The 8516-nt window shown below is 64.3% G+C and carries 1 protein-coding gene; it reads right to left on the bottom strand.

Translation table 11 applies throughout. The annotated features are described in order from the left end of the window. The coding region (locus D2V17_RS10690) for a non-ribosomal peptide synthetase (RefSeq protein ID WP_245978670.1) at positions 1-8474 on the bottom strand (8474 nt) is incomplete at its 3' end. Between the last annotated feature and the right edge of the window lie 42 nt (positions 8475-8516).

The raw sequence follows: 8516 nt of genomic DNA on the forward strand, positions 1-8516 counted from the left end.
GGACGATCCAGCGGGAGCATCAATTCCGCTGGAGCACCCGCCAATGCTGTTCGCCAATGGTTTATCTGGCGTCCTATCAGGCTTTCTGGGTCAGCCTCCTCGCCCAGCAGCGCCCGCTGCCACAGCGCATAGTCGGCATAGTGTACCGGCAGCGGATCGTAGTCCGGCGCCTCTCCGACCGCCCTCGCCCGATAGGCTTTCGCCAGATCATCCAGCAGCAGCCCCATCGACCAACCGTCGGTCGCGATGTGATGCACGACCAATGCCAGTACATGATCGTCCGGCCCCAGTTCCAGCAGCACCGCTCGCAGCGGCAGGTCACACGCCAGATCGAACGGCCGCGCCGCCTCGGCTGCCAGCATCGCGTCGACCGCGTCCGGCTCACAGATCCGCCGATCCAGCACGACATGTGCCTGTTCGAGCACCTCCTGGTAGGGCTCTCCGCCATCATCCTTCAGCAGCGTGCGCAGGCTCTCGTGGCGCATCACCACATCGTCCAGCGCCGCCGCCAGCGCCGCCACATCCAGCCTACCGGACAGCCGTGCCGCCAGAGGGATGTTGTAGGCCGCATCGGCTCCCTCCAGACGGTCCAGGAACCACAGCCGCGCCTGCGCGAACGACAGCGGCAAACGCGATGGCCGTTCTGTCGCCGTCAGGACATGGGTCGCCCGCGGCGCCTGCCGCACCCGCTCGGCCAGATCGCCCAGCCGCGGCGCCTCGAACACCGAGCGGATGCCCAGCACCCGGCCCAGCACGCTGCGCACCCGCGCCACCAGCCGCGCCGCCAGCAACGAGTGACCGCCAAGCGCGAAAAAGTCGTCCTCCGGACCGACCCGTTCCATGCCCAGCAGCTCGCCGACCAGGCCGCACAGCACCGCCTCTTCCGGCGTCCCCGACACGCCCCCGCGCACCTGAGGCCCCGGCGCAGGGAGCGCCTTGCGGTCCACCTTCCCGTTCGCCGTCAGCGGCAACGCGTCCAGCACCACAATCGCCGACGGAACCATATAATCCGGCAGAACCGCAAAAAGATGCCGGCGCAGCGCTTCCTCATCAAAATGGGGGCCCAACGACGGCGGCGCATAGGGGCTCCAGGACTCGGTTTGCACCGGATCGATCGGACCGGCCAGCATCCCTCCCAAGATCAAATCGGTCTGGGAGTCGGCGAGCCGCAGGCCCGCCCGCAATCCGTCCGCATCGAATCCACCGATCAGGCAACTGCCCATGCCCAGCGCCGGCCCCTTTTCGGCTAGCAGCTGCCCTATGGCACCAGACTCGATCAGACACGCATCGCGCGCCCAGTCGCCATAGAGCGGCGCGATCGCTGGAAGGTGTCCGACCATCACGATCGCCAGAGCGGCTTCGTCGGAGATGCCGCGATTCACACCGTCGAACAGATGCGGTTCCAAGGCGAGGTCCCCGACGGGGTTCAACGCGTGGCCAATTGGGTCGTAAACATAGGCTCCCTCATCAAGCCCAGCAATTGCGCCTTCCCCGACCAGCAAGTAGAGGCGCACGGGATAGAGACCGCCGGCGGATGGGTAGCGCCGCTTGGGCAAGGCCGCGTTCTTAGCCGGGACAGCCCGCAACACGCCCAGCCAAGCGCCAAGCATCGCCGCCTCGATGGGCCGTTGAGCGAAACGGCGGTAGCTCTGCCGTGCCAGGAAGCCGGACCGTTCCTGTTCTTCGATCAGGCCATCGGGCAGCGCAAAAGCTGCCTGTGGATCGCCAGCATCGGGCAACCCACGTTGTTCGAGCACGAATGCGGCATGCGAGCGCAGATCGGTCATCTCGCCGGTTCCGCGCCCACTGGCGTCAGGCTGCTCGAGGGTGACGTAGGCCACGATCCGGCGCGTGCGGTCGTTGTCGCCCGTCAGTGCTGCTGCGGCGCTAACAATCTGTGGATAGGCGCAGAGCTGAGCCTCGATCTCGCCCAGCTCAATGCGGAAACCCCGTAACTTGACCTGGCTGTCCTCGCGGCCGAGAAACTCGATCTCGCCGTTCGGCATGTAGCGGCCCAGATCGCCGGTGTCGTAAAGCCGCTCGCCGGTGGCGGGATGCTGCACGAAGCGGGCGGCGGTTTCGCCCGGATTGTTCCAGTAGCCGTGCGCCAGGCCATCGCCTACAATGAACAGCTTGCCGGGAACGTGGATCGGGCAAGGCGAGAAATCGGGCTTGAGGACGTGGAAGCGCTGGTTTCGCAGCGGCATGCCATAGGGGACCGACGGGCGCGCTGCGTCGGTGGCATCGATCGGGTGGAGAATCGACCAGATCGATGCTTCAGTGGCGCCGCCCAGACTGAGCAATCGTGCGTCGGGCGCCGCCTCTTGCAGTCGCGGCGGCAAGGCAACCGGAATCCAGTCGCCGCTAAGCATCACGATTCGGAGCCCGCCGATCAAAGCCGAAGCCGAATCACCTGCTGCCGTCATCAAAAGGTCGGCCAGCGCAGGCGCGGAGTTCCAGATCGTCACCCCGTCCTGCTTGATGGCCTCGGCCCAAAGGATCGGATCGCGCTGCCCATCGACCTTCGGAACCACGATCGCCCCACCCGCAGCCAGCACGCCGAAAATGTCGAAGATCGACAGATCGAACTCGAGCGACGAAACCCACAATACGCGGTCCAAGCCGCTCAAACCGAGCCGCTCATGTAGGTCCGCTAAGGTATTGCGGGCAGAGCGATGGCTGATCGCGACACCCTTGGGCTTGCCGGTGCTGCCGGATGTGAAAATTACATAGGCCAGATCGTCCGCCGACACCGGTCGGGTCTCTGACGCCGAAGGCTCTGAGACGGGCGCGTCCATCTCCACATCGAGCAGAGTGATTGCCTCCTGCCAGGCGCGGCCCCGTTCGACACGGGTCTGGGTCAGACCGATGCGCGCGCCGGATTCAGACAGAATCGTCGCAATGCGCGCGTCCGGTTGCCCGGCACTGATGGGAAGAAACGCCCGTCCCGCAGCAAGAACCGCGAGAACCGCGACGATTTGCTCCGGTCCCTTTTCCATGACAACTGCGACCAGCGCATCTTCGTCGGACAGAACCGCGCGTAGCCGTGCCGCCTGATGCTGAACTGCGGCGTAGAGCGAGGCGAAGTCATAAGACCGCCCATCGGCGATGATCGCCACAGCGCCGGGGTTCGCCTGTGCAGCGGCAAGTACCGGCTCATGCAGCAGTTCATCCCCCAAGTGGCCAGCGGTGGCGTTGACGGCGTCGAACAGGTCACTTTGGGCAAGTGGCAACAGCGTTCGTTCAACCTCGTCCCACGCCGCCTCATCGTCGGCCAAGGTTTGCAGCAGGCCGACATAGGCCTCGAACATGGCCTCAAGCAGACCTTCGGGGAACAGCGCGAGTGGCGCATCCCAATCGATGCCCAACGTCGTTCCGCCCACCTCGAAAACCTTGTTGTCGAGCCATGTCTGCGGAGTCTGGGTAATGCCATGAATGACGTCGACGACGTCTTCCGGCAGTTCGACCTGCGCTTCGCCGAGAACGCTGGTGAAGACAATCGGCAGCAGGCCCGCAGCCGGATCGCCCGCCCGCGCGGCGATCCGGCGTTGCACATCTACGCCGCTGAACGCGCGATGATCGAGATCGACTGCCAATTGCCGCTGCTGGGCGCGCGCGCGCTGGGTGAAAGTCCCGGTTCGAACCGCCCGCATTTCCAAGGGCACGAGATTGGTGAACACACCCAGCATGTCCGCCACCTCGGGCGCGAGGGGCCGACGGTCGCCAACCGTCAGATTCAAAGTGAAGTCGTCCGACGCGGCCCATGTACCGAGCACTTCAGCATAGGCGGTCATGAGCACATTGGACGGGGTGAGTCCCCGGGCAGCTGCGCGCTGTTTCAGGCTGCTCCACTGTGACGCATCGATACGGGCATGGAGGCGCGAGAATCGGCCGTCGGCGAGCGCGCCGGGTTCGACCGCCAACGGCAGGTTCGGCGGGGGCGGCAAGCTGGGCAGTCGCGCATCCCAATAAGCCTCGGCCTCCATAGTCGCCGGATCCGGCTGCGCGGTCGCCAGCACGTAATCGCGGAAGGTCGCCTCCCCAGGCTGATCCCGATGTGATCCGACGCGTCCGCTATATTCATCGAATACTTCCTGCAGGAGGCGGTTGTTGCTTTCACCGTCAAGAATGAGCGCATCAATGCTGAGATGCACCCGCCAGTCATCGTCGCTCAGGCGCGTAACGCGGACGTCGAACAGCGGCCAGCGGTCGGTAGGCAGCACCTGATGCGACATCGCCTCGCGGGTAACGGCTGCCGCCGCCTCCCCCGCATCTTGAGACACATCGGCATAATCCGCGCATTGGATGACGAAGGGCGGCACACTTTGGAGAATCCGCTGGGTCCCGTCCGGCGCGATCACCGCTCGCAGCATCGGGTGCCGGTTGATGACCGTACGCCAGGCCGCCGTGAAACGCGGCAAGTCCAGATTGCGGACGACAAGTTCGGCGTAAACATGGCAGGCGACTTCGCCGAGTGCGACAAGTTGCTGTCGTCCGAACCAATAAGCCTGCTGGACTGGCGTAAGTGGAAAAGGATCGAAAGCACTGTCTCGATCGATGAGCAACGGCTGGGGCGCGGCTGTGTCCTCGGCGAGAGTGGCCAGATGTTCGGCCAACCTCGCAAGCACGGAGTATTGGAACACGGCCCGCAAAGAGAGCGCACGTCCGGTCGTCTCGCGCACCCGCGCTACCAGTTGAGCTGCAAGGAGCGAATGTCCTCCAAGGCGGAAGAAATCATCGGCCAGGCCAACACGCGGCAGACCGAGGAGATCAGCCACAATTGTGCAGAGCGTGTGATCTTCGGGCGTGCGCGGCGCCACATAAGGTGTGACGTCATCTGTCTGAACGCGAGGCGGAATAGCCATGCCGGTCAACCCAGCCTTGTCGATCTTGCCATTTCGGGTCAGCGGCAAGGCATCAATCGGAACGAATGCTGACGGCATCATGGCATCGGGCAATTGTCGGGCTAACGCTGCGCGCAAATTGTCCGGTTCGATTCGTCTGTCCGGTCGTGCGACCAAAAAAGCGACCAACCGCAGTCCCCCGCCGTGCTCTGTCACGGCCAGCACGGCTGCTTGCGCAACATCCGGATGGGCAGCAAGGACGGCCTCGACCTCGCCGGGCTCCACTCGCACGCCCCGAATCTTGACCTGATCGTCAGTACGGCCCTGATAGTCCAGCACGCCATCGCGGCGGCAGATCACGCGGTCGCCGGTACGATAGAGACGCTCGCCGGCTACGAATGGACTGGCGATGAACCGGGTCGCCGTCAGGCCGGGACGGCCGTGATAGCCACGCGCCAATCCGATGCCAGCCACATAGAGTTCGCCAACGACGCCGGGCGCGCAGGGGCACAGCCGCTCGTCGAGCACATAGGCGCGGACATTCGGATAAGGTCGCCCGATTGCCATGTCCGCCCCCTCCACCGTCGCTGCGATGCAGCCGATGGTGGCTTCGGTCGGGCCGTATTCGTTGACGATGCGGATGCCGGGGCAGCGCGCTCTCAGGAGATCAACCTGGCTTTGGGTCAGGGCCTCACCGCCGACAATCGCCACCCGGATGGGTGATATTCCCGCGGGCAGACCAGTCAGCATGGACAGATGCGACGGTGTCAGTTTGACGGCGCTGAATCCGGCGTCCGGTGCGAAGACCGACGCCAGAGCCGCTTCCGCGTCCATAGGCGGAACAACATCAACTACCCCTCCGCAACACAGCGGAACCAGTATGCTTGTGAGTGTGAGATCGAAGCCCAACGCCGTGAACAACGGCATAGTGACCGCGACGTCGTCCAGGATCTCCCGAGCCACATGATCCACATAGTGGACGATGCTGCGGTGGCTGATGCCAACGCCTTTTGGGCGCCCAGTACTGCCCGAAGTGTAGATCACATAGGCAAGATGGGCGTTGCGGAGGGGAGCACGCCGCTCCGCTTGGGTAAGCGGCTCTGGCGAAAATGTGGCGAGACGACAGTGGGTATCAGGCTCATCGAGACAGACGACCTGTGAACGGAACTCCGAAGGCAGACGAGTCGCGAACTGTGCCGAAGTAATTATCCGCGCGGGCTTCGCGTCCGAAAGGAGGAAATTCAGTCGTTCTTCGGGCAAATCTACACCCAGCGGCAGATATGCGCCGCCGGCCTGAAGAACGGCTACCGCCGCTTCGACGTGCTCGATCGAACTGTCGAGCATCACTGCGACCCGATCGTCCGGGTAGACACCTTCAGCAATCAGCAGACGAGCAAGCCGATGGGCTTTGTTTCCCAATTTCGAGTAGCTCAAGACCTGGTCGCCGCATCGGATAGCGGGTGCCTCGCACTTTGCTACAATCTGCGCCAAGAGCAATTCACCGAGCAATACCTCCGGCGCTTGAGCTTCGCCAGCGGCGTCCCCGTCCGTCAGCTTCCGTCGTTCCTCCTCGGAAAGAATGTCCAGCCGCGAAAGCTGAACTTTGGCGTCGCGACTGACCTGCTCGAGCAATCGGCTGAGCCGTGCCAGTAGGTCTTCCGCCGTCGAACGATTGAACAGATCGGCGCTGTACTCCAGCCGACCGGTCAGGGCATCGCCGTCGTCCCGAAATTCGAAAGACAGGCTGAATTTCGATTGTCCAGAGACAAGGACTGTCTCTGGCGTGGCGGTGAGGCCCGGCATATCGAGCTTGGCGGATTGGCCAGTCTCGAGGCTCAACATGGTCTGGAATAACGGCTGACGGCCTGCAAGACGCGGCGGGTCCAGCGCCTCGACGATCCGCTCGAACGGGAGTGCATCGTGGGCATAGGCGTCGATGCAGGTCTCTCGCACGCGTGCGAGCAAATCCACGAAGTCTGGATTGCCGCTCAAATCGTTACGCAGGACAAGCGTATCGACGAAAAAGCCGACTAGAGCGTCAAGGCGACTATCCTTGCGTGCGCCCGACGCCGCGCCGATAGGTATGTCATCGCCGGCGCCAAGACGGTGCAGCAACGCAGCCAGCGCTGCTTCGAGCACCATGAATAGGGTCGCGTTCTGTTCGCCGGCGAGTCGGCGGAGTCGTTGAGTAGTGTCCGGCGCGATCTTAATACCAACGGCCCCGCTGGCGTAGCTCGGTTGTACTGGACGCTGGCGATCCGCCGGCAGGGTGATCTCATCTGGCAAAGCGGCAAGTTTTGCAGACCAATAGGCCACTTGCTCCGCTTCGGTCGCCTCGTTCAGGCGTGCGCGCTGCCAAAGCGCGAAGTCGATATAGTTCACCTCGAGCGGCGTGAACTGGGGTGTGCGCCCATCTAACCGCGCTGCGTATGCTTGAGCCAGATCAGACAGCAACGGCACTATCGATGCGCCGTCCGCCGCCGCATGATGCAGGACGAGCAGCAACAAATGATCGCGCGGCTTCAGCTCAATAAGTGTCGTTCGTAGCGGGTCGTCTGATGCGAGGTTGAAGCCGCGCGCGACTTCCGCCTCGATCAACGATCCGCTGCCGGCCTCGTCGCTTACGACGAGCCGAAAGTGGGGGTGCGCCTCATCGGCGCCAAGGACGCGCTGGATCGGCTCTCCAGTTCCTTGGACGATCCTGGTGCGAAGCACCTCGTGGCGCGCAACCAGATCTCCCATTGCCGCCCGCAAAGCTGCGATGTCCAGCGGACCAGTCAGGCGCCAGAGTATCGGAACGTTGTAGGCACCTTCGCCCTCGATCTCGTTGAGCAGCCAAGCGCGCCGCTGGGCAAAGGAAAGCGGCAATTCGGCTGGGCGCTGCTGAACAGTCAGGTGATCCTTCGCCTCTGCCGCCCTTGCGATGGCGTTGGCGAGGTTCTGGAGAACGGGATGCTCGAACACCATGCGGACGGAGACATCTCGGTCGAGGCGCTCGCGCAGGCGGGCGACCAGGCGCACCGCCAGCAGTGAGTGACCGCCGAGATGGAAGAAGTTGTCCTCCATCCCGACCCGGGGGGCACCGACCAGCTCGGCGACGATCGCACAGAGTGTCACCTCGTCGGGCGTGGCCGGCGCCACGTGCGCGGCCACGACCACTGCCGGCTCGGGCAGCGCCGTCCGGTCCAGTTTGCCATTGACCGTCAGCGGCAGGCGATCCAGCGCGACCAGCGCGGCGGGCACCATGTAGCCCGGCAACCGCCCGGCGAGGCGGGTCCGCAGCACTGTCACGTCTATGTCCGTGCCTGGGGCCACCACTACATAGCCGACGAGGCGCGCATCAGCGTCCGTGCCGCGTACCACCACTGCGGCCTGCGCCACCTCGGGCTGGTCGAGCAGCGCCGCCTCGATCTCCGCCGGCTCGATGCGGAAGCCGCGCAGCTTCACCTGATTGTCGGCGCGACCGTGATAGACGAGCTGGCCATCCGACCGCCAGGCGCCTCGGTCGCCGGTCCGATAGAGCCGCTCTCCGTCCCCGAACGGGCTCGCCACGAAGCGCGACGCGGTCAGCCCGGGCCGGCCGTGATATCCGCGCGCCAGCCCGGCGCCCGACACATAGAGCTCCCCCACCACACCAGGCGGGCACAGATCAAGCCCGGAATCCAATATGTA

The sequence above is a fragment of the Aurantiacibacter xanthus genome (assembly GCF_003584015.1).
Lineage (GTDB): Bacteria > Pseudomonadota > Alphaproteobacteria > Sphingomonadales > Sphingomonadaceae > Alteraurantiacibacter > Alteraurantiacibacter xanthus.